The organism is uncultured Marivita sp. (assembly GCF_947488135.1).
Taxonomy (GTDB): Bacteria; Pseudomonadota; Alphaproteobacteria; order Rhodobacterales; family Rhodobacteraceae; genus Marivita.
In genome coordinates this window covers 136,860-158,889 of sequence record NZ_CANKYW010000003.1, presented here as the reverse complement: position 1 = coordinate 158,889, position 22,030 = coordinate 136,860, and the positions used below count along the sequence as shown (strand labels likewise).

The following is a 22,030-nucleotide window of genomic DNA, read 5'->3' as shown; positions in this document are numbered from 1 at the left end:
AAGGCCTGTGAAACTGATGAAACATCTTGGGAAAATCGCCCTTTTGATCGCCGGTATCGGTACATTATGCGCGGCCTTGATGCTGTTTGGCGCACGCTTGGGGCTGTGGGAGCCGATCACGGGTTTTGGGCTCTATCGTACCTATTTCAATCCGCTGGCGGCGGTCATTGCGGGTGCAGGGCTGCTTGCGCTGGTCATTCATCTTGTCCGCAAGGAAAAAGCACAGGCCTTGCTTGGCGGCGTGGCTGCGTTCATTGGTGTCGCCCTCTTGATCCCGCTGATCGCCAGCTCATTCAACCCGACGACCCGCGCGGCACCGATCCACGACATCTCGACCGACACGGTGAACCCGCCGCTTTTCGAGGTTCTGGACGACACCCGCGCGGGAGCCAGCAATACGCTCGACTATGGCGGGCCCGAACTCGCCGAGGCCCAGGCCGCCGCCTATCCGGATATCGCGCCGCTCGAAACGGACCTCTCCGCGGATGAGGCCTTCCAGCGCGCGCTGACGGTCGCTCAGGACCTGGGATGGGAGATCGTCGCCGCGGATGCCGACCGTCTCCGTTTCGAGGCCACCGCCCGCACCTCTGTTTTCTATTTCGCGGACGATGTGGTGGTCGTCGTGACGCCGCTTGAAGACGGAAGCCGCGTCGATATGCGCGGCGTCTCGCGGGTCGGGCGCAGCGACCAGGGCGTCAACGCCGCGCGGATCCGCGACTTTCAGCAACGCTTCCGCGAATGACCTTCGCGTTTTTTCAAACCCCCGCAGGGCCACCTGTACAGCTGTGGCCGCGCATGCAGAGCCCTGCAATCGAACTCCGAACAGGGCGCGTCTCGGCATGATTGATGCGACAAATGCAGCAAGCGATGACGTTCGCCTCCCGGGCGCACCAACTTGGCGCGACAGGTTCATGGACCACAAGTGGACCCTCCTCGCCCTGTTGCTGTGCCAGGTGGGCCAGGTGACCGCCTCGCTGCTCTTGCCGAGCTTCAGCGCCGATGTCATCGACACCGGGATCGCGGCCGCAGACATCTCGGTCATCCGCTATTATGGCGGGCTCATGGGGATCGCCGCCGGGGTACAACTCGTGCTGAGTGCCGTGGCGGTCTTTCTCGGCGCATCGGTCGCCTACCGGATCGGCCAGAGCCTGCGCGCCGATGTGTTCGGCAAGGTGCACAGCCTCGCCCTGTCGCAGGTGCAGGGCTTTACCGTCGGCTCGCTCATCACCCGCTGCACCAATGATGTCTTGCAGGTCCAGTCGATGCTGATCATGACATTCACGATGATCGTGGTCGCCCCCATCATGGGTGTGGGAAGTGCGATCATGGCGGTGCGGCAGGATGTGCAGCTCTCATGGCTGATGGTGGTCGCGGTGCCGGTCTTGGCGGGCATCATCGGGTTTCTGACCTTCAAGGCCATCCCGCTCTACCAGCGCATGCAGCGGCAACTCGACGGTGTGAACAGCATCCTGCGCGAACAGATCGAAGGCATCCGCGTCATCCGCGCCTTTCTGCAACAATCCCGGGAAAGCACGCGTTTCGAGACGGCGAACACCGACCTGACCGACACGGCGATCCGGTCCGGCCGGTTGATGGCGATGATCATGCCGTCGCTGACGGCGGTGATGCAGCTGACATCCGTCGCCCTGATCTGGGCCGGCGCCAGCCGCGTGCGCAACGGCGTTCTGGAGATCGGATCGCTGATTGCCTTTCTGTCCTATGTTGCGCTGATCCTCATCGCCGTAATGATGTTGGGCCTGATGATCGTCATGCTGCCCCGTGCGCTTGTCAGTGCCCGCCGCATCACGACGCTGCTGCAAAGTCCGGTCGAAGTCGCCCGTCCCCGCATCCCAGATCCCTGCCGCCCCATGGCGAGGGACTGCACCTGCGGCTCGAGGACGTGGGCTTTGGCTATCCCGGCGCGGAAGCGATGGTCATCGAAGAGATCAGCTTCGATCTCGGCCCCGGCGAAGTGCTGGGCATCATCGGCGCGACGGGCTCGGGGAAATCCACAATTCTCAACCTGATCGCGCGGCTCAATGATCCCAACACCGGGCGGATCACGCTGGGGGGTGTCGATCTGCGTCAGATCGCGCCGCAGGAGTTCTCCTCCCATATCGGCTACGTGCCGCAGAAGGCCTACCTGTTTTCGGGCACCGTTGCGGATACGCTGCGGCTTGGAAACCCGCAGGCGGACGAGGCCACGCTCTGGACTGCGCTGGAGATCGCGCAGGCCGCCGATTTCGTCCGCGCCATGCCCGACGGGCTCGGGGCACCAGTGGCGCAGGGCGGCGCCAATTTCTCGGGCGGGCAGCGCCAAAGGCTCGCGATCACGCGGGCGCTTGTGTGCGATGCCGATCTCTATCTGTTCGACGACAGCTTCTCCGCGCTCGATCAGGCGACGGATCGCAAACTGCGCGCGGCACTGCGGGGGGCCGTCAGCCATGCCGCCACCGTGATTGTCAGCCAGCGCGTGGCCTCGATCCGGGATGCGGACCGGATTGTCGTCATCGACAAGGGCCGCATGGTGGGCCTTGGGCCGCACGACTCCCTGATGCGGGAGTGCCCCGTCTACGCGGAAACCGTCAACTCGCAGGCCATGCCCGAGGAGGACGCAGCATGACCGCGACGTCAGAGTTGAAACTTGAAACCGTCTCAAGGACACAAGACAGCGCGCCCGGACCGCGAACGCCGGGCGGTTCGATCGCCGGGGAGAAACCAAAAGCAGCCAGAGATGCCGCTCGGCGGGTCTGGACGGCCTTTGGCAGCAACCGCAAGATCCTGATCGTCACGCTGTTGCTCAGCGTCGGCAGCGTGATCGGCAGCACCCTCGGCCCCTGGCAGCTTGGCCTTGCGACCGATCTTCTGGTCAGCGACGGCTATACGTGGTCGGCTCTTAGGCGCCAGCTTCTGGTGGTGGCGGCGATCTATCTCGTCGCCTCGGGCCTCAACTTCGTACAGGCGTGGCTGATCAACGATCTGGTGCAGAACATGGGGCGTGACCTGCGCGAGGCCGCGCAGGCCAAGCTGTCGCGGGTGCCGCTCAAGTGGTTCGATGCGCAACCGCGCGGCGAAGTTCTTTCGCGGTTCACCAATGATATCGACAACATGATTCAGAATATTCAGCAGGTCGCCAGCCAGGCGATGTTGATGTTGATGACCATCGTGGGCGTGCTGGCCATGATGCTCTGGCTGTCTGTTCCGCTGGCGGCCGCGGCGCTCGCAGCCATTGGGGTCTCGCTTGCGGCGACGCGCTTGCTCAGCCGCGCCGCACAGCCCAAATATGCCGAGCAATGGCGTGAAACCGGCCACCTGAATGCGCTGGTGGAAGAAACCTTCACCGGCCAGACGCTGATCCGGGTGTTCGGCGCGCGCGACCGTGTGGACCGGCAGTTCGCCGAGAAAAACAGCACCCTGACCGCCGCGAGCATGCGCGCGCAGATCTTCGCCAGCCTGATCCAGCCGACCACGATGTTCGTGAACAACGTCGCCTATATCGCGGTGGTCGTCGTCGGGGCGCTCCAGGTCCTGTCGGGTGCACTGAGCCTCGGCGGCGTGCAGGCCTTCATCCAGTACATCCGCCAGGTCGGCCAGCCGATCTCGCAGCTTGGCAGCATGGCTGCGCAGGTCCAGTCGGCCCTCGCGTCAGCCGAACGGGTTTTCGAGCTGCTGGACGCGCCTGAATTGTCCACCGACACGGAGGTGACGACACATCTCGCCCTGCCGGTCAAGGGCGACGTGCGCTTCGAGCATGTCGGGTTTCGCTACGTCCCCGACCAGCCGCTGTTCGAGGATGTCAGCCTCGAGGCAAAGCCGGGCCAGATGCTGGCCATCGTCGGTCCCACCGGCGCGGGCAAGACGACACTGGTCAATCTTCTGATCCGCTTCTACGAGATCGACAGCGGGACGATCCGGCTGGACGGCGAAGACATCGCCACTCTGTCCCGAAAGGACCTGCGTCGCGCCATGGCGATGGTGTTGCAGGATACCTGGCTCTTTACCGGAACGGTGCATGACAACATCGCCTATGGCCGCCCGGATGCGACCCGCGCGCAGGTCATCGCCGCCGCGAAACGCTGCCATGTGGACGACTTCGTGCGCACCTTGCCGGACGGCTACGACACGGTTCTGGAGAACGGCGGCGGGAGCCTCTCGCAGGGTCAGCGCTAGCTGATGACGATTGCGCGCGCTTTCCTGCTGGATGCCCCGATCCTCATCCTGGACGAGGCGACAAGTTCGGTCGACACGCGCACCGAACTGCAAATCCAGACCGCCATGGCCGACCTGCGCGAGGGCCGCACCAGCTTCGTCATCGCGCACCGTCTGTCAACCACCCGCGACGCGGACATGATCGTTTACATGGAGAGCGGAAACGTGCGCGAAACCGGCACGCATGACCAACTCATGGCGTTGCGTGGCGGTTACTGGCAGCTCCAGAGCGGCGCGCAAGGTCGACCTTCACGAGACATCCCTGAACCCCGGAACACCCTGGAAAGGACTGCCCCATGACATACAGCACCACAATCCACACCGCCCTCATTGCCACTGCACTGGGCCTGACCATCCCCCAGGTCTCACTTGCCGAGGCTCCGACCATCCAGACCCAAGGACCGGTGATCCACCTCGCCGACAACCTCGGCGAGGAAGCCATGCTCGGATGGTGCATCGACACCGAAGGCCGCGGGGTGAGCGACCAGCTTCACGCCCATTCCTGCAAGCCCACCGGTGACGACGTGCTCTTCACGTTCACGGCTGACAGCGGCTTGATCCAATCGGCGACCTACACGGATATGTGCATGGCCTATAACGCACCGAACAATTCCGAAAACCCCTTCGGTCTGGTCGCCTGCGACGCAGCGGATGAGGCCCAGCTGTTTGCCTACGACGATACCAGCATGGAACTCTCTCTGGTTTCAGACCCGTCGCAATGCGTGACCGTCGCGCCCACCATCGACGACGCCGGCCCCTTCCAGTCCCGCGATCTCCTACTCGCAGCCTGTGCCGATCTGGACCCGGCCTTCAAGCAATGGGGTATTCAGGACTGGCCGGAATAACCACTTGTAAGACTCCCCAAGGTGGCACTTTTAGCATCAGATACTTGCGGATAGTCGGAAGGATGCGTGGAAATGCACCGATAGCGACAGATGACAGGCTTTCCGACGGATGCGACGAGACCGCCACGCGAGCGGCCCCGCACGCTGCTGTCACGCGCCGCAAAGCGCGTCGCTGTTGTCGACGATGGCTTGAACATAGCCCTGCCATTGCCGCGCGAATGTGTCGGCCAAGAGCGAGGGCGGGCGGCGTTGGGGGGTGATCAGGGCGTAGCGGAATGGCACGCGGGGTTCGAACCGGATGAACTTGATCCGACGCTCCTGCCCCTTTTGCAGCAGGTAGCTTTTCGCGCTGAGCGGGTCGACCACGGCGCAGATCTGACGCGCTTCGACGAAGTGGAACAACGGCAGGAAGTACTGCGCGTCGACGGCCACGTTGAAGGTGGCGCCGCATTGATCAAAGACCGCCTGCGTGTCTTTCACCGTGGAATGGCCGGGCTGCAACGCACCCATGGGCTGACCGTTGAGATCACCCGCCGAAATGGTCGCGCGCGCAGCCAGCGGATGGTCGATCGGCACCGCACACAGGCAATCGCAATCCAAGGTGAACGACTTGAACAGCTCGTCCGGCAAGGTTCCGTTCGCGCTGTCGTTCACGCCAATATCGCAAAACCCGATATCGAAACTCTGGGCCGCGATCAGGTTGAGGATCTGCGGCGAGCTTCTTGTGGACAGCGTGACACGGATGTCCGGCGCGCCCTGCGCGAAACGGCTGACGAAATCCGGCATCAGGTAAGCGGACGGCCCTGGCATGGCGACGATCCGCAACGATCCCCGGATGCGGTTGCGCATACCCTCCATGTTGGACCGCGTGGCGGACAGCCGGTCCAGGATCTCCGACGCTTCGGACAGCAGATACCGCGCTTCGGGAACCGGAACGAGCCGCCGCCCTTCGCGGTGGAACAACTGCATCCCGAGCGTCGCTTCAAGCGCTTTGAGCGAGGCGCTGACCGCAGGCTGCGTCCGGTTGAGATTGCGCGCCGCGGCACTCATGGAACCGGTCGTCATGATTTCGCGGAAGACGGCGAGTTGCTGCAAATTCATGCAATCCTGATATAAGAAAAATTTTGAACAACAAATAAATTTCAAATTTGCTTTTATCCAAGTCTTGCCCTCTGATCTGAACCTGGTCCAACACCATGCGGCCTGCGTCCACGGCGGGCCGCCTTTCCAACAGGGAGATAAAATATGGGACTCTTTACAAAAATCACCGCAGCAGCGATCGCCACGGCCCTGACGGCCGGCGTCGCTGCCGCGCAGGACCCGACATTCTTTCGGATCGGTACCGGATCGGCGGGCGGCACGTACTTCCCAATCGGCGGCACAATCGCCAACGGCATTTCCGCCCCTCCCGGATCGCGCCCCTGCGACGAGGGTGGCCAATGCGGCGTGCCGGGCCTGATCGCCATCGCGCAGTCGACCACGGCGTCGGTCTTCAACAACACCGCCGTTCAGAACGGAGAGCTCGAGGCCGGCATGGCCGCAGCCGACGTCACCCGGTCAATGTATCTGGGCGAGGACAAGTTCGAGGGCAAACCGCACGATAAGCTGCGGATCGTGGCCAACCTCTTTCCCGAGGATTTGCACCTCGTTCTGCCCAAGGGCACCTCGATCGAAAGCCTTGCCGATCTCGAGGGCAAGCGCGTGGGTATCGCGCAGGCCGGGTCCGGCACACAGGTCGCGGTGCTTCAGATGCTCGAAAAATGGGGCATCACCCGCGATAACATCGACGAGGCCGAGTTGAACAACAGCCAGTCTGCCGAGCGTCTCGCGGACGGCCAGATCGACGCCTATTTCTACGCCGCAGGATGGCCGGTTTCGGCCATGGTCCAATTGGCGACAACCAAGGGCATGGAATTGCACAGCTTTTCCGATGAAGACCTTGCCATCATCAACGAAACCATCCCGGCCTACATCCCGTCCACTATCCCCGCGGGCGTCTATGAAGGGGTCGATTACGACGTCAAGACCCCTGCCGTGTCCGCGCTTCTGGTCGTGTCTTCGGACCTGAGTGAAGAGTTGGTCTACGGCATCACCAAGGCGCTCTGGAACGACAACACCCGCACGCTGCTGGACAACGGGCACGCCAAGGGCAAGCAGATCACGCCGGATACCGCGCTTGACGGGATTCAAGCGCTGGGTGTTCCGCTGCACCCCGGTGCCGAGAAGTTCTACAAGGAAGCCGGGCTTCTGGAATAAGCCACCACGCGACACGGGCGGCGGGCGGAACCGTCCGTCGCCCTCATACCCCTGATTGACTGTTGTGAAAGAGGCGACCATGTCGAACTCATCCGAGCAGGACGCGCGTGAGCTTTCCGCCGAAGACTTGGCGGATATCGAAAAGAAGTACGACGAAGGCGCGGCCACACGGCAAGTGTCTCCGGGCTTCGGCAAACTTCTGCGATATGTCGCTCTCACTTTCGCAATCTACCATTACCTGACGGCGGGCTTTGGGCTGCCAACCGATTACTGGCACATGGGCTGGCATCTGTCGGGCCTGTTCATCCTGACCTACGCCCTGTTCCCGCTGATCAAGACGAAGACCGCGTTCGACCTGAACACCGGGGGGCTTCGATTGGGGGGCGTGCCCTATTTCGACATCCTCCTGATGATCCTCGGCACCGCATCGGCGCTCTATCTCGGCCTCGCTTGGCGCGGGATCGAATGGCTCGGGATCGAGGAACAGACCTTCCGCATGGGCAATCCGAACACCTATGACATGGTTTTCGGCTGTATCCTGATCGTGCTGGTACTCGATATCGCGCGGCGCACGCTGGGTTGGATCCTGCCGCTCATCATCGGCATCTTCATGAGCTACGCGCTCTTCGGTCCGGTCTTTCCGGGCCTGCTGCAACACCCCGGTGTCAATTTCCGCACTTTCGTAAGCTCTATGTACTTCCCGTCCGAAGGCATTTTCGGCGTCACGCTCTGGGTCGTCTCGACCATCGTGTTCCACTTCGTCCTGTTCGGTGTGATCGCGCAGCGCACCGGGCTGGGGCAGCTGTTCATCGACAACGCGACCATTCTCGCGGGCCGCTACACCGGCGGTCCGGCCAAGGTGTCGGTGGTATCGTCGGCCTTTTTCGGCACGATCTCGGGATCGTCCGTCGCCAACACCGTGTCCACCGGCGCGCTGACGATCCCCAACATGAAGCGCCTCGGCTATCCCGGGCACTTTGCCGGTGGCGTCGAAGCGGCGGCCTCGGCCGGCGGGCAGATCACCCCGCCGATCATGGGCGCTGCGGCCTTCATCATGGCCGAATTCCTGGAGCTTCCCTACACCACCATCGTCATCGCCGCGATCTTCCCGGCGCTGCTGCATTACGTCGGCGTGTTCGCCGTGGTGCACCTGATGGCGCGAAAGCTGAACCTTCAGGGTCTCTCCGCCGACAAGTTGCCAAAGCTCAAGGCGGTCTGGAGCCACGGCTGGGCCAATATCGTGCCTCTCATCGGGCTTCTGGTCGTGTTGTTCTCGGGGTACACGCCTTATATGTCCGCCTTCTGCGGCATCTCGCTGGCGATCATCGCCGGGATGTCACGGGTGCGGGAGCCGATCACGCTGATCTATTCGGCGGCCTTCATCGCCTTTGTCATCTGGAAATACACGGGCGGCGGGTTCGACCTGACCATGTCCGCCATCCTGATCGCGGGCGCGGTGATCGCACCGTTCAACCCGCAGCAGCGCACCACCCTGATCGAAATGGCGGACACGTTCGAAACCGGCGTGAAATACGCGCTGGCCGTCGGTGCAGCCTCTGCCGCAGTCGGTATCGTGATCGGCGTCATCAACACCACCGGCGTCGGCTTTCGCATCGGCTTCATGGTCACGCAGGCCGCGTCGAACCTGGGAACCGATCTGCACTGGCTCTTCACCTTCGGCGCGTGGGAGCTGTTCTCGATCGCCGATCTGACGCTCTTTATCAGCCTCGTCTTCATCGCGCTGGCCTGTATCCTCATGGGAGCAGGTGTGCCGACGACGGCGCTTTACATCATGCTGGTTTCGGTCGCCCAACCGGCCTTGGCGCAGCTTGGCATCCCGCCTATCGCAAGCCATATGTTCGTGCTCTACTACGGCGTCGTGGCCGAGATCACACCGCCGGTCTGCACCTCGGCCTATGCCGCCGCAGCCATCGCCGGGTCCAATCCTTTCCGCACCGGCATATCGGCCTTCACGCTTGGTCTGGGCAAGGTGGTGGCTCCGATGGCCTTCGTCTACGCACCGGTCCTGCTCCTCGTGTCCTCGACCGGGTTCGACCTGCTCGAATTCAGCTACACCGCCACCAGTTGCATCGCAGGGGTCATCTGCCTCTCGGCGGCGGTGGTCGGGTACTGGCTTGCGCCGATGGGGGCGGGGTATCGCTGGCTCATGGCGTTGGCCGGGCTGGTCTTCATTGCGCCCTCGTTCCAGGCCGATCTGGTGGCTCTTGCCATTGCAAGCCCCGCGATCATCAGCCAGGTGCTACACCGAAAACGCCTCGCACAACCGGCCTGACCCATGACCACAGACATCACCATACTCGGCGCCGGCATCGTCGGCATCTGCACGGGCCTCTCCCTGATCGAACGCGGTGCCTCCGTGCGATTGATCGACCGGTCGGAGCCGGGACAGGCGACGTCCTTCGGCAATGCCGGTGTGATCTCGCCCTGGTCCATCGTGCCGCAATCCGTGCCCGGTCTCTGGAAAAAGATCCCCGGCTGGCTGATCGACCCGCTGGGTCCGGTCTCGGTGAAACCAAGCTATCTGCCCCGGTTCGCCGGATGGGGATTGACGTTTCTCGCTCAAGGCAGCGAAGCCCGTGTCCGCGCGGTGTCCGCCGCGATGGATACCCTGAACTCTGATTGCATCACGCTGTACCGGCACCACCTGAACGGCACCGGGCAAGAACATTTGGTCCGCGACAGCTACTACATCCACGCTTTCCGCAACGCGGATGAGGCCCGGCTCGACACGCTCGACAATGAACTGCGCCGCTCTGCCGGGGCCGATGTAGAGCGGATCGACGGCCCGACCCTGCTAGAGTTGGAGCCGCACCTGACGGAAGACTTCAAAGCCGCCATCGTCATCAAGGGCCAGGCCCGCGCCCTGTCACCCGGACAGATCGGCACCGCGCTGGCCGAGAAATTCAAACGCCTCGGCGGCACCATCGAACAGGCCAACGTCCGCGCGATCCTCCCGCAGGAGGACGGCGCATGGCGCTACGTCACTGATACCGGGGAACACACTGCGCAGAAACTGATCGTTGCCATGGGCGCATGGTCGGCGGAACTGCTCAAACCCTTGGGCATCAGGATCCCGCTCGAGGCCGAGCGCGGCTATCACGTCAACTTTACCGATCCGGGGATATCGCTGAACAATTCGATCATGGACGTGGACATGAAATTCGTGGCCTCCTCGATGAACGACGGCCTGCGCGTCGCCGGAACAGCCGAATTTGCGGGGCTGGACGCTCCCCCGAACGAGAAACGGGCCAAAGGTCTGGTCAAGCTGGCCAGCAGGCTGTCGCCCGATCTGAACGCGGACGCCTATACCACCTGGTCCGGCCAACGCCCCAGCCTGCCGGACAGCCTGCCCTGCATCGGCACCTTCGACGGCTTCCCGAACCTGATCGCCGCCTTCGGGCACAGCCACTGGGGCCTGATGATGGCCCCCAAGACCGGCCGCATCGTTGCGGATATCGCCACCAATACGCCCATGAATATTGACCTATCCCCCTACAAGCCGAACCGCTTTTCCTAGGGCGCATCACTTAACGGATAGAAACAGGCCACCTCTGTCGCACCTTCCCCGCGCTCAAGCCGCGGCACCTCCGACCGGCACCTGTCCTGCGCTTTCGGACACCGCGCCGCAAAGGCACATCCGGGTGGCGGGTTCAGCGGGTCGGGCAACTCCATACCCTTCGCCTCGGGTTCGGTCAGCGGGCGCCCCACCACGGGCGCGCTTTGCGCCAACAGCCGCGTGTAGGGATGGCGCGGCTTGGCAAAGATCTCCTCCGCCGGGCCAATCTCGACCACCGACCCAAAATACAGCACCGCGATCCGGTCGCTCACCGCCTCCACCACGGCAAGGTCATGGCTGATGAAAAGATAGGTCAGATCGAACTGCGCCTTGAGATCCGCCAACAGGTTCAGCACCTGCGCCTGCACCGAAACGTCCAGCGCCGACACAGGCTCGTCCAGGATCAGGATCCGCGCCTTCGCCGCCAGCGCCCGCGCGATCCCAATCCGCTGCGCCTGCCCGCCGGAGAATTCATGCGGATAGCGGTCAAGAAACTCTTCCCGCAGGTTCACGCTGTCGAAAATCTCGGCGATCCGCGTGGCGCGGTCCGCCACACCCATCCCGTAGAGGTGCTTCAAAGGCGCTTCCATGACTTGCCGGATTGTCTTGCGCGGGTTGAGTGACGAAATCGGGTCCTGAAACACATATTGGATCTTTTTGCCGAAGAGCGCCGGGTCCGCCGTATCCAACGCCTCACCCTCGATCTCGATGGTCCCGCTTGTCGGCTCCAACAGACCCACCAGCATCCGCGCCAGCGTCGACTTCCCGCAACCGGATTCCCCCACGATGCCCAGCGTTTCCCCCTGCCGCACCGAGAGCGTGATCGGATGCACCGCCTTCACCGCCCCCTTCACCGCCCCGAACAAGGTCCGCCCCACCGGGAAGGTCTTTGACACCTCCGTCAGCTTCAGCGCGTCGCTCATTCCGCCGCCTCCCGCGCGCCGTCCTCGGGGTAAAGGCACCGCACCTTGCGATCGCCAACACGGTCCAGCGGGATCTCTCCCGCCCGGCACTCGGGCCGCACCTTGAGGCACCGATCCGCAAAGGCACATCCCTCGGGCAGCTTATCAACGACCGGGGGCAGCCCGCCAATCGCCTCGAGCCGCCGCTTGCCGCCACCCAGTTCGGGCACACAGGCCATCAGCCGCGCGGTATACGGATGCCGCGGCGCTTGAAGAATGTCCTCCGTGCTGCCCTCTTCGACGATACGCCCCGCATACATCACCGCCACCCGGTCACAGAGCTGCGCCACGACGCCGAAATCATGGGTGATGAACACAATCGCAAGCCCGCGCGACCGCCGCAAATCGTCCAGAATAGTCAAGATCTGCGCCTGCACCGTCACGTCCAGCGCCGTCGTCGGCTCGTCCGCGATGATGATGTCCGGGTCATTCGCCAGTGCCATCGCGATACCGACCCGCTGCCGCATCCCGCCGGACATTTCGTGCGGGTAATCCGTGACGCGCTGTTCCGCGTTCGGAATCCGCACCGCCTTGAGCAATTCAACCGCCTTGGCCTGACCTTCCGCCTTGCCGATCGAGCGATGCGCCCGGATCGCCTCGATCAACTGATCACCCACGCGGTAGAGCGGGTGCAGGGTCGAGAGCGGATCCTGAAAGATATAGGCGACGTTCCGCCCGCGCATATCCCGCAACCGACCATAGGGCGCCCCAATCAGGTCTTCGCCGTCGTAATGCACCGCCCCGCCGGTGATCACCCCGGGGGGCGAGGCCACCAAGCCCATCAGCGACAGCGCCGTGACCGACTTGCCCGACCCGCTTTCCCCGATGATGCCAAGGCATTCGCCCGTCTCCACGTGCAGATCGACACCGCCCACGGCACGGTAGACGCGATCCTTGACATGGAACTGCGTCTCAAGCCCCTGCACCTCGAGCAACCCCTTGCCCACAGGCTCCGGCACAGGCCAGCGTCGATCCACCCGCGTCGCCGCCATGGGCCGCGACAGCGCCCCGGATTTCAGCCGGGGATCCAACGCATCCCGCACCCCGTCGCCCAACAGGTTGATCGACATGACGATGATCAGGATCATCACCCCCGGCACGATCGAGGTATGGGGATTAGTGATCAGCGCCGACCGCGCCTCGCCCAGCATCGAGCCGAGATCGGCCTGTGGCGGCTGACTGCCGAGACCGAGGAAGGACAGACCGGCGGTCTCGAGGATCATCCAACCGATCGTGGTGGACATGGCGATCACGATCACGGGCACCACGTTGGGCAGGATCTCGGACAGGATGATACGGGTGTTCGACAGCCCCGCCAGCCGCGCCGCATCGACGAATTCCTTATGCGCGATGCCCACGGTGATCCCCCGGATGTTGCGCGCAAAGAACGGCACGTTCACTGCCGCCACCGCAATCAGCGCGTTAAAAAGCCCCGGCCCCAGCGCCGCGACAATCGCCAGCGCCAGAAGGATATAGGGAAACGCCATCAACATATCGACGCCGCGCATGATGATGTTGTCGGTGCGTCCACCGTAGAAGCCCGCAATAATCCCGATGGCCGCACCAAGCGTCGCCGCAACGATCGCCGCCGCGAACCCCACGGCAAGCGACAACCGCGTGCCCCACATCAACCGCGACAGCAAATCGCGCCCCAGATGGTCGGTCCCCAACAACGCACCTTCGGAAAAGATCGGCTGAAAGCGGTTGCTCGTGTCGGTCACGTCCGGGTCCGCCAGCGAAAGCACAGGCGTCAAAAGCGCCAGCAGCACCACCACGGCCATCACGATACCCCCCGCCAGGGCCAGCCGATTGCGCGCAAGTAAAATCAGAAATGCCCTCACGTCTTGATCCTCGGATCAAGCAGGCTCTGCGCCACGTCCACTGCGATGTTGAAGAGCACGTAACAGGCCGCAACGAACACCACACCGCCCTGCACCAAGAGGATGTCGCGCTTGAGAATCGCATCGACCAGCATCCGCCCGACGCCGGGCCACTGGAACACGATCTCGATATAGACCGCCCCTGACAGCACGAACCCGGCCTGAATGCCCAACACCGGGATGATCGACACCATCGCCGCACGCAGCGCATGGCGCCAGATCACGCCGCGTTCATGCACGCCCTTGGCGCGCGCCGTGCGGATGAAATCCTGCCGCAACACCTCGAGCATGGCCGACCGCGACAGCCGCGCGATCACCCCGGTCGCCACCACCGCAAGTGCCAAGGCGGGCATGGTCAGATGCGACAGCAACGCCCAGATGTCCCGCGCGCCATAAATCGGCCACATGCCCGACACCGGGAACCAGCGCAAGTTCACCGCGAAGAAGAGGATCATCATCATGCCAAGGAAAAACGACGGGATCGAAATGCCCAAGAGCACCACAAAGGTGATCGCCCGGTCCGCCCAGCCATACTGGTTCGCCGCCGACACCACGCCCGCGACTATGCCCAGCACCGAACACAACACGAACGCCGTCCCGGCAAGGATCAATGTTGCGTTGAACCGCTCCAGCACTTCGTCCAACACCGGCCGGTTGAGCGCGAAACTGGTCCCGAAATCCCCGGTGAGCATATTGCCCAGCCAGATGAAATACTGCTGCACCAATCCCTTATCCAAACCCAAATCCCGGTTGAGCTTCTCGACATTCTCGGGCGTCGCATAGCTGCCGAGGATCGCCGTGGCCGGATCGCCGGGAATAAGCGCCATGATCAGGAACACGATCACCGTGATCCCCAGCAACACCGGGATCGCCGACAGCAACCGCTTGAGGATATAGCCGCTCACCCAAGACCCCTTCATCTTGCCCGGTAAACTCCGGGGGGGTGCGGGGGGCTGGCCCCCCGCGGGTCGGTCGGGCCTCGCCCGGCCGAAACTCAGTTCTTCACCACGTCATCCAGCAGCAGGAAAAACGACGGCTGCAACGCGAAGTTCTCGACCGCCGCACTCGTCACCGCGTTCTGCTTCCAGTTCGCGACAAAGACCCAGGGCGCATCCTCCTGCACGATCACCTGCATCTCCTTGTAAAGCCGCGCGCGTTCGTCCTGATCGGTCGCCACCCGCGCCGCCTCGAGCAATTCGTCCACCTCGGGGTTCGAATAATAGCCCGAGTTGAACCCGCCCTGATCCGGCCAGGCCGCCGTGCGCAGGGCCAGGAAGGGCAGCGTGTCGGGATCGTTCGTCATCCACGCCATCTCGGCCATGTCGGCCTTGCCTTCCAGCCCCGGATTGACCTCGCCCAGAAACGTGTTCCACTCATAGGTCTCGATGCTCACATCGAACCCGACCGCTTCCAGATCGGCTTGGATCGCCGTGCCCATCGCCACCGGGTCCAGCATTCCCGACCCGCCTTCGGTCACGAAGAAGGTCAGCTCCGCCCCCTCGGCCCCGGCTTCGGCGATCAACTCACGCGCGCGGTCGGGATCGTAGGGGTAAGGCTCCAGATCCTCGTTATAGGCCCAGGCAAAGGCGGGCGGCGTCGGCCCGGCTGCAACCTCTGCCGTGCCTTCAAGCACCTCCTCAACCAATGCTGTCTTGTTCACCGCATAGTTCGCCGCCTGACGCACGCGCACATCCGCGAAGGGGCCTTCCTTGGCGTTCAGGATCAGGAACCACACATGCGGGCCTGCCTGTTCGTGCACGGTGTAGGCGTCGCCCTGGAATTCGGACAAGGCCACCGGCGGCACCTCGACCATCAGGTCGATCCCGCCCGCCAGCATCTCTGCCGTGCGGGTGTTTGCGTCCGTGATCGGGCGGAACACCACCGCCTGCAATTCCGGCGCGCCGTCCCAGTAATCGGGGTTCGCCTCGATCACCACCGCCTCGTTCGAGCGCCATTCCGCAAAGGTGAACGGCCCGGTGCCCGACGGGTTGCGTCCGAAATCCGCCCCATGCTGTTCGACAGCCGCAGGCGACACGATCAGACCCGTGGGATAGGCGAGGTTCGACAGGAACGGCGCATAGGGTCCGTTCAGCGTGAACCGCACGGTCAGGTCATCCACCGCCTCGACCGACTCGATCGACGAGAAGAAGAAGGCCAGCGGAAACGGGCCGGTGTCGTGATAGGGATGGTCCTCGTTCAGCATCCGCTCGAAGTTGAACTTCACCGCCTCGGCGTTGAACGCGCTGCCATCGTGAAATGTCACGCCTTCGCGCAGCGTGAAGGTGTAAACCGTGCCGTCCTCGCTGATTTCCCAATCGGTCGCCAGCGCCGGTTCCACCTCCAGCGTGCCGTCCTTGTAGCGCACCAGCCCGTCATAGACGTTCATCAGGATGCGGAAATCGTTGACCGCGGTGACAGCAGCGGGATCAAGCGCCTTGGGTTCGGCGATCTGCCCGACGATCAGAACACCGGGCGGGGTTTGTGCGGCAACCGGCGCGACCCCGCCAAGGGTCAACGCCAAAGTGGTGCCAGCGGCCAACAGGCTGCGGCGGGTGACGTGGAAAAGCAACATGGGGGACTTCCTCTCCTGAGACTTCAGTTTTTATTTATCATGATAAATTGCATCAGGCCAAATTTTCATGATAAATTCAAGTCCACCGAGAACGGAGCCCGCAGTGACCATTTCAATCCTCGCTTTCGATGAAAAAACGGGCGCTTATGGCGGGGCCGCAACCACCGGGAGCCTCTGCGTGGGCGGCTGGGTCCTGCGCGGCGATCCCGAATCGGGTATGTCGGCCTCGCAAGGCTCCCTGCCCAGCACGATGTGGGGCAATGAGGTTCTGGCCCTCATGCGCGGCGGTACGGGAGCGGCAGAGGCGGTGCAGCAGATCACCTCCGCCGACACGGGCCGCGCCGAACGCCAGCTTGCCGCGCTCGATCCCGAAGGCGGTACCGGCCATTTCACCGGCGCCAACAGCATCCCCGTTGCCGATGCGCGCACCGCCCGCCATGTGGTCGTGACCGGCAACCTTCTGGCGTCGGCGGGCGTGTTGGACGCCTGTCTCGACGGCTTTCTCAACGCCACCGGTCCTTTCGACACCCGCCTCTTGGCGGCACTCGACGCCGCAGCACGCGCCGGGGGCGACAGCCGGGGCCTGCTCTCGGCCGCCCTCCTCGTGGTCAGCCGCGCGCAGCCGCCGATCACCCTGCGCATCGACCATTCCGAAACGCCACTGGCCGATCTGCGCAGTCTCCACCAGCGCGCCACCTCGGGGCTTTACGGCGATTGGGTCACTTACGTGCCCACGCTCGACGACCCGCAGCGCAGCGTGCCGTTCACGGCGACCAATGACCCGGTCACTCCGCGATAAAGCGTTTCATGACCTCGGCCTCCTGATCCTCCATCAGGTCGCGCGCCATCTCCATATGGCTCGCCATCACAGCCCGTGCCGCGTCGGCATCGCCCGACCGCAGCGCCGCAATCAACTCCAACTGGTGATCGCGCCCGCGCTTCCAAAGATCATGGTTCGGCGTCGCGTAAAGCCGCTTGTAGACCGTCAGGTCCGTGAGGATCTGCGCCATGAAGCTTATAAAGAAACTCAAGAGCGCATTTTCCCCGAAATCCGACAACCGCGCGTGAAACCGCAATGAGGCGACGTGCTGCAACCGCTCTTCCCGCGCGTCCTTTGCGGGGGCGGCGTAGTTCTCCATAATCGCTTCCAACTCGGACAGTTGCGCCTCGGTCAGCTTGCCCGCCAGCGACGCCGCCATCTGAGGTTCAAGCGACAGGCGCACCGCGTAGATGTCCGCGATCGTGACGTTCTGGAAGTAAAAGTAATTGGCCAAAAGCGCGTGCGCCCGGTCGCGCGATACCTCTCCGACGAAACTGCCCCCGCCCGGCCCCGTCTTGGTCTCCACCAACCCCTGGGCCTGCAAAATCCGCATCGCTTCGCGGATGGTGCCCTTGGACATCTGGAAGCGTTCGATCAGGTCCGCCTCGCCGGGAAGACGGTCGCCCGGCATGAGCCCCTGCTCGACCACCCAATCCTTGATCGCCTCGGCCACCCGCACCGGGCGGGACCGGCGCTGCGGGCGCGCTGGGGGGTCAGCTTTGGTGCCTGAGGTCATCGCGGCCTGCCTCGCATTCGGCTGCCCCGGAACCGGCAGCCCTGCCATGCAAGCAATTTATCATGATGAATTCAAGCCTTGCCTCTCAGGCCGGATCGCCTGCGGTCTTCGCGCTGCGCATGAAGAAGGCGTAGTAAAATACCGGAGCCGCGACCAAAGTCAGGATCGACGCAAAGGCCAGACCGCCCATGATCGTCACCGCCATCGACCGGAAGAACGCGTCCCAGATCAGCGGCGTCATTCCAAGGATCGTCGTGGCGGCGGCAAGAACCACCGGCCGCAGACGCGAGGTCGACGCCTCGACAATCGACTCCTTCAACGACTGCTCCGGTTTTTCCGCGCGCACGATGTCGATTTCTTCGACGAGGACGATTCCGTTCTTGATCAACATCCCCGACAGCGACAGAAGCCCCAAGAGCGCGGTGAATGTGAACGGAAACCCGGTGCCCAAAAGAGCCAGGCTGACACCGTTCACCGACATCGGCACCAAAAGCCAGATGATCAGCGGCTGTCGCAATGCGTTGAAGAGCAGGACCGAAATCAGAACCATGATGATGAGGCTCAGCGGCAATTGCCGCCCCAGACTTTCTTGTGCCTGGCTCGAACTCTCAAGTTCTCCCCCCCATTCCATCTTGTACCCGGTGGGAAGCTCCATCGACTCGATCGCGTCCGTCACTTCGGCCTGCACCTGTGCCGCCGTCAACCCCTTGGCGATGTCGGCGCCCACGGTGATGGTCAGCAACCTGTCGCGCCGCATGACAAGCGTGTTCTGCGCCTCGAAGGTCAGACCGTCCGTGACCTGTTCCAGCGGTACGAAGCTTTGGGCGTTCTGCGAATAGACGACGTGATCGGTCAGCGCCAATTCGTCCCTCGGATCGGCCCTGAGAACGATGGGAATCTGTCGGTCGCCCTCGCGATACACTCCGGCGTCGATCCCGGTCGTTGCGAACCGCAGGATCGAGGTGATGTCGTCCCGCGTGATCCCGGCCTCCTGCGCACGATCCGTCGCGTAAACGGGTTTGAGCACCAACTCCTGCTCGCGCCAGTCGATGCGCGGGGCGACGATGTTGTCGGACGCCTCCAGCAGCCGCCCCATCGCCTCATCCGCCAGATCGCGGAGCACCTCCGGGTCCGACCCCGAGAACCGCGCCTGGATCGGATCTCCACCGCCCGGACCAAAGGCCAGACGCTTGGCGCGGAATTCCCCTTGTGGCAGGGTCTGGGCCGCGAAATCCTCAAGTTCGGCGATCAACGGCGCGATCTCGTCGATGGTATTGGTCCGCACGATGATATGTCCGTAGCTCGGGTTCGGATCTTCGGCCTGGTAGGTCAGCATGAACCGATCCGCGCCGCGCCCGACGAAGGACGTGGCAGACACCACGTCCTCCTGTTCGGCCAGCCACTCCTCGAAGACCCTGATATCGCGCGAGGTTTCGGCAATCGACGCCCCCTGGTCGAGCTTGTAGTGCACGAAGAAAAGTGGCGTGTTGCTATCGGGGAAGAACTGCTGCTTGATCTGGCCGAACAGCATGAAGCACACGACGGTGATTCCCACGAGCCCAAGGATCACCAACCACCACGCGCGCAACGCGCCGCGCAGGGTCGTGCCGTACAGCCGGAAAAAGAACCCGCCATAAGCGTCATCTTCAGTGCCGCTGCCACGCTTGAAAAAATAGTGCCCCAGAAGCGGTGTCGCGGTCAGGGCCAGCACCCAGGACAGCAAGAGCGAAATCCCGATCACCGCAAACAGCGAGAACAGGAATTCGCCCGTCGCATCGGGGCTGAGCCCGATCCCGGCAAAGGCCATGATGCCGATCACCGTCGCCCCCAGTAGCGGGATTTGCGTCTTGCTCGCCGCCTCGTCCGCCGCCGCGCGGGAATCCTTGCCCCGCCGCATGGCGATCTGCATCCCCTCGGCCACGACGATGGCGTTGTCCACCAGCATCCCCATCGCGATGATCAGCGCGCCAAGTGAAATCCGCTCCATCTCGATCGAGAAGATCGCCATGAAGAACAACGTGCCCACCACCGTGAGCAGCAGCGTCACACCCACCACGACGGCGGCTCGCCAGCCCATGAACAGCGCCAGCACGATCACCACGATCGACACCGACATGGCGAGGTTCAGCAGAAACGCGTTCGACGCTTCCTCGACCACGACGTGTTGCTGGTAGATCGGCAAGAGCTCGACCCCCACCGGGATCTGCGGCGACAATTCGGCCAGTTTGGCATCGGCGCGTTTGCCCACATCGACGATGTTTTCCGACCCGATCCCTGCAATTCCGAGAGTGAATGCCTCGACACCATTGTGCCGGATGATCAGGTCGGGCGTCTCTTCCCGCGCGCGCCGCACTTCGGCGAAGTCGAACAGGTTGAGGATCTCTCCGTCAACACCCACGGTCAGACCGGCGATTTCCTGCACCGTGTCATAGCCGTCTGGCCCCTGGATCAGCGTGCGACCGTTTTCCTCCTGGATCGACCCACCATCCACCACCGAATTCGACGTCGCCAGCGCGCTTTGGATGGCGGCGGGCGGCACGTTGAGGTTGGTGGTCAGGGTCAGGTCCGGCTCCACATATATCACCTCGCTCGGCACTCCGGCAAGGCTCACATCCGCGACACCCTCGACCGTGAGCAATTCGCGGCGCAGGAAAGTGGACAATTCGTAAATCTCGGCATCCGAAAACCCCGGCGCGGTGACGGCGTAGTAGATGCCGTACACATCGCCGAACCCGTCATTGACGAAGGGCTGCCCCACCCCGGACGGCAAACGCGCGGCATTCACCCGGTTGCGCAGCTTGGTCCAGATCTCCGGCAATTCCTCGCCATCATACTGGTCCTTCATGTCCACCGTGATCCGCGACAGGCCCGGCTGGTTCACCGACCGGACCTCCTTGACCTCGGACATCTTCTGGATTTCCGACTCGAGCGGTTCCGACACTTCGCGCGCGACTTGCTGCGCGCTGGCGCCGGGGTATTCGGTGATCACCACGGCGGTCTTGATCGTGAAGGCCGGATCTTCCAGACGCCCAAGCGAGAAGAAGCCCCAAATCCCGCCCAGAAGCGCACCAAGGATGATCAGCCACGTGATGATCGGGCGGTCGATGGAGGATTTCGCGATATTCATGGCGCGCCGCTCAGTTCGAGAAACCGGAGAACCGCTTTACACGGTCCCCGTCGCTTAGTTGGCTGGCCCCGCTCGCGACGATCTCTTCGCCCGGTTCCAGACCTTCGGTCACGCGCACATCGCCGCGGATGGTCGGCTCGACCGCGACGGGGCGGCGGGCGACCGTGCCTTCATCGGCGCCGGTCGGCGTGAACACCATCACGTTGGTGCTGCCGTCATTGGCGGTGCTGACGGCCGAGGCCGGGATCACGATGTCCTGCGCGCCACCGGTCAGCGTCGCGTACACCGTGACCGACGATCCGGGCAGGATGGTTCGGTCCTCGGGCGGGGTCATGCCAAGGGTGATGCGGTAGGTCTGCCCCACCTGGGAGGTTTCGGCGTTGAATTCGCGCGGCGTGACCGCGTAGCGTTCATCATCGGTCGGGAATTTCGCCCAAAGCTCCACACTGGGATCGGTGCCCGCGCGTTGAAACAGCACTTCCGGCACGTCAATCTCGATCCGCAGTTCGGACATATCGTGCAGCCGCGCGATCGGTGTGCCCGCCGAAATGGTCGAGAAATTCGCGACATTGCGCGCCGCCACCAGCGCGTCGAACGGCGCCACCAGCGTTGCGTTCTGCAATTCGCGTTCGGCGTTGCGCACCGCGATTTCCGCCAGTTGCAAAGAGGTTTCGGCATCGTCCACCGACACCTCGCTCACCGTGCTGCCCTCCAGCTTTTGCAGGCGTTCCAGCGTGCGTTCGGCCTGATCCCGTTGCACCCGCGCCTGATCGAGCGCCAATTGAAACGGCTCAAGATCAAGCTGCGCCACCATCGTGCCCTCCTCGATCCGCTCGCCCTCGATCAACGGCAGTTCGACGATCTGGCCACCGACCTGAAAGGCGAGATCCACCGTTTCCTTGGCGACGACATGCCCGAAGAACTGCCGCGTCACGGCAGAGTCGCCGGATTGCACTTCGATGATCTTGGCAAGGCGCATGTCCTGCGCGACCGCCATGACCGGGCTGATCAGCAGAAACAGGAAAATGAACAGGCGGCCCATGACG

18 protein-coding genes are annotated in these 22,030 nt (G+C 63.3%); 10 read left to right on the top strand and 8 right to left on the bottom strand.

The genetic code is table 11. From position 1 onward, the window contains the following. The first annotated feature begins 16 nt into the window (after positions 1–16). The 6 genes from Q1B16_RS11620 (at position 17) to Q1B16_RS11595 (ending at position 5,054) form a co-directional block, all read left to right on the top strand. On the top strand, positions 17–742 hold the full coding sequence (locus Q1B16_RS11620) for a DUF1499 domain-containing protein (protein ID WP_299788363.1): 726 nt from the start codon (positions 17–19) through the stop codon (positions 740–742). A gap of 169 nt (positions 743–911) precedes the next feature. Continuing rightward, entirely contained in the window at positions 912–2,027 is a 1,116-nt protein-coding gene (locus tag Q1B16_RS11615; RefSeq protein WP_299788359.1) for an ABC transporter permease, read from the top strand. After that, entirely contained in the window at positions 1,931–2,623 is a 693-nt protein-coding gene (locus Q1B16_RS11610; RefSeq protein WP_299788356.1) for an ABC transporter ATP-binding protein, read from the top strand. Before Q1B16_RS11615 ends, Q1B16_RS11610 begins: the two co-directional genes overlap by 97 nt. After that, on the top strand, positions 2,620–4,170 hold the full coding sequence (locus Q1B16_RS11605) for an ABC transporter ATP-binding protein (protein ID WP_299788353.1): 1,551 nt from the start codon (positions 2,620–2,622) through the stop codon (positions 4,168–4,170). The genes Q1B16_RS11610 and Q1B16_RS11605 overlap by 4 nt, the downstream gene beginning before the upstream one ends. Before the next feature lie 3 nt (positions 4,171–4,173). After that, positions 4,174–4,509, top strand: coding sequence for a hypothetical protein (locus Q1B16_RS11600; RefSeq protein ID WP_299788350.1), 336 nt, complete (start codon positions 4,174–4,176; stop codon positions 4,507–4,509). Beyond that, the gene (locus tag Q1B16_RS11595; RefSeq protein ID WP_299788347.1) at positions 4,506–5,054 is read left to right on the top strand and encodes a ricin-type beta-trefoil lectin domain protein; all 549 of its coding nucleotides are present in this window, start codon (positions 4,506–4,508) and stop codon (positions 5,052–5,054) included. Before Q1B16_RS11600 ends, Q1B16_RS11595 begins: the two co-directional genes overlap by 4 nt. Positions 5,055–5,204: 150 nt before the next feature. On the opposite strand, the gene Q1B16_RS11590 is transcribed toward Q1B16_RS11595, so the two are convergent. Further along, complete coding sequence (locus Q1B16_RS11590) at positions 5,205–6,155, bottom strand: LysR family transcriptional regulator (protein ID WP_299788344.1); 951 nt, start codon at positions 6,153–6,155, stop codon at positions 5,205–5,207. Between the two features lie 144 nt (positions 6,156–6,299). On the opposite strand from Q1B16_RS11590, the gene Q1B16_RS11585 reads away from it, so the two are divergent. From Q1B16_RS11585 to Q1B16_RS11575, 3 genes are all read left to right on the top strand, one after another. Beyond that, complete coding sequence (locus Q1B16_RS11585) at positions 6,300–7,310, top strand: TAXI family TRAP transporter solute-binding subunit (RefSeq protein WP_299788341.1); 1,011 nt, start codon at positions 6,300–6,302, stop codon at positions 7,308–7,310. A 79-nt stretch (positions 7,311–7,389) separates the two neighbouring features. Beyond that, entirely contained in the window at positions 7,390–9,603 is a 2,214-nt protein-coding gene (locus Q1B16_RS11580; RefSeq protein WP_299788338.1) for a TRAP transporter permease, read from the top strand. A gap of 3 nt (positions 9,604–9,606) precedes the next feature. Next, positions 9,607–10,848, top strand: coding sequence for an FAD-dependent oxidoreductase (locus Q1B16_RS11575; protein ID WP_299788336.1), 1,242 nt, complete (start codon positions 9,607–9,609; stop codon positions 10,846–10,848). Here the strand turns inward: Q1B16_RS11575 and Q1B16_RS11570 are convergent. The 4 genes from Q1B16_RS11570 to Q1B16_RS11555 form a co-directional block, all read right to left on the bottom strand. Further along, positions 10,845–11,810, bottom strand: a complete 966-nt coding sequence (locus Q1B16_RS11570) for an oligopeptide/dipeptide ABC transporter ATP-binding protein (RefSeq protein ID WP_299788333.1) — start codon at positions 11,808–11,810, stop codon at positions 10,845–10,847. The two genes, Q1B16_RS11575 and Q1B16_RS11570, sit on opposite strands and share 4 nt — an antisense overlap. Continuing rightward, positions 11,807–13,690 carry a dipeptide/oligopeptide/nickel ABC transporter permease/ATP-binding protein gene (locus Q1B16_RS11565; protein WP_299788330.1) on the bottom strand — a complete coding sequence of 628 codons (1,884 nt, stop codon included), beginning with the start codon at positions 13,688–13,690 and terminating at the stop codon, positions 11,807–11,809. The genes Q1B16_RS11570 and Q1B16_RS11565 overlap by 4 nt, the downstream gene beginning before the upstream one ends. Further along, positions 13,687–14,634 carry an ABC transporter permease gene (locus Q1B16_RS11560; protein ID WP_299788327.1) on the bottom strand — a complete coding sequence of 316 codons (948 nt, stop codon included), beginning with the start codon at positions 14,632–14,634 and terminating at the stop codon, positions 13,687–13,689. The genes Q1B16_RS11565 and Q1B16_RS11560 overlap by 4 nt, the downstream gene beginning before the upstream one ends. 89 nt (positions 14,635–14,723) lie before the next feature. Beyond that, positions 14,724–16,301: an ABC transporter substrate-binding protein gene (locus Q1B16_RS11555; protein WP_299788324.1), complete on the bottom strand. Its 1,578-nt coding sequence runs from the start codon at positions 16,299–16,301 to the stop codon at positions 14,724–14,726. 103 nt (positions 16,302–16,404) lie between these two features. Here Q1B16_RS11555 and Q1B16_RS11550 point away from each other — a divergent pair, with 103 nt between their 5' ends. Then, entirely contained in the window at positions 16,405–17,100 is a 696-nt protein-coding gene (locus Q1B16_RS11550) for a DUF1028 domain-containing protein (RefSeq protein WP_299788321.1), read from the top strand. Here Q1B16_RS11550 and Q1B16_RS11545 read toward each other — a convergent pair. The 3 genes from Q1B16_RS11545 to Q1B16_RS11535 all read right to left on the bottom strand — a co-directional run bounded on the left by Q1B16_RS11545 (position 17,087) and on the right by Q1B16_RS11535 (position 22,026). Further along, the gene (locus Q1B16_RS11545) at positions 17,087–17,857 is read right to left on the bottom strand and encodes an FCD domain-containing protein (RefSeq protein WP_299788318.1); all 771 of its coding nucleotides are present in this window, start codon (positions 17,855–17,857) and stop codon (positions 17,087–17,089) included. The genes Q1B16_RS11550 and Q1B16_RS11545 overlap by 14 nt on opposite strands. Positions 17,858–17,942: 85 nt before the next feature. Beyond that, positions 17,943–20,984: an efflux RND transporter permease subunit gene (locus Q1B16_RS11540; protein ID WP_299788315.1), complete on the bottom strand. Its 3,042-nt coding sequence runs from the start codon at positions 20,982–20,984 to the stop codon at positions 17,943–17,945. Positions 20,985–20,994: 10 nt separating this feature from the next. Beyond that, on the bottom strand, positions 20,995–22,026 hold the full coding sequence (locus Q1B16_RS11535; protein ID WP_299788312.1) for an efflux RND transporter periplasmic adaptor subunit: 1,032 nt from the start codon (positions 22,024–22,026) through the stop codon (positions 20,995–20,997). Positions 22,027–22,030: the final 4 nt, after the last annotated feature.